This window comes from Candidatus Kryptonium thompsonii (genome assembly GCF_001535985.1).
In the GTDB taxonomy this organism is placed as follows: domain Bacteria; phylum Bacteroidota; class Ignavibacteria; order Kryptoniales; family Kryptoniaceae; genus Kryptonium; species Kryptonium thompsonii.
The window spans coordinates 1-634 of record NZ_CZVS01000042.1 but is presented as its reverse complement, the minus strand read 5'-3'; the positions used below and the strand labels follow the sequence as shown (position 1 = coordinate 634).

The following is a 634-nucleotide window of genomic DNA, read 5'->3' as shown; positions in this document are numbered from 1 at the left end:
CGACTTTATGGTTAACTGCATTAGCTGAATCATCGAATTATAAATAAAACTTTGTATGATATGAAAAAAAGACATATTGCATCGCGAAGTAATCGTATTTATTTGAGCGAGCGTGAAATCCCAAAGAGGTGGTATAACATAATCCACGATATGCCTGAAAAACCAAAGCCACCACTTAATCCAAGAACTGGCCAACCTGTTTCTGTTGATGAACTTAGTATAATTTTCGCTAAAGGTTTAATTGAGCAGGAGATAAGTGATAAACAATGGATAGATATACCGGAAGAAGTTTTAAAAGTTTATCTTTTGTGGCGACCGACTCCTTTGATAAGAGCGAAATTTCTTGAAGAGGCACTCAATACCCCGGCTAGAATTTATTACAAGTATGAAGGCGTTAGCCCTTCTGGAAGCCACAAACCGAATACCGCAGTTGCGCAGGCATATTATAGTAAAATTGAGGAAGTTAAACGATTAACAACTGAAACTGGAGCCGGGCAGTGGGGCAGTGCTTTGGCTTTCGCATGTAGTTATTTTGGTTTGGAATGTAAAATTTTTATGGTAAGGGCAAGTTATGAACAAAAGCCATATAGAAAAGTTTTGATGAAAATGTGGGGTGCTGATGTAGTTCCAAGTC

The 634-nt window shown here is 38.0% G+C and carries 1 protein-coding gene; it reads left to right on the top strand.

Annotated elements, in window-relative coordinates; all coding sequences use genetic code 11:
* Positions 1–60: 60 nt before the first annotated feature.
* On the top strand, positions 61–634 hold a 574-nt coding region (locus tag AWW78_RS06655), incomplete at its 3' end, for a pyridoxal-phosphate dependent enzyme (RefSeq protein WP_047134666.1).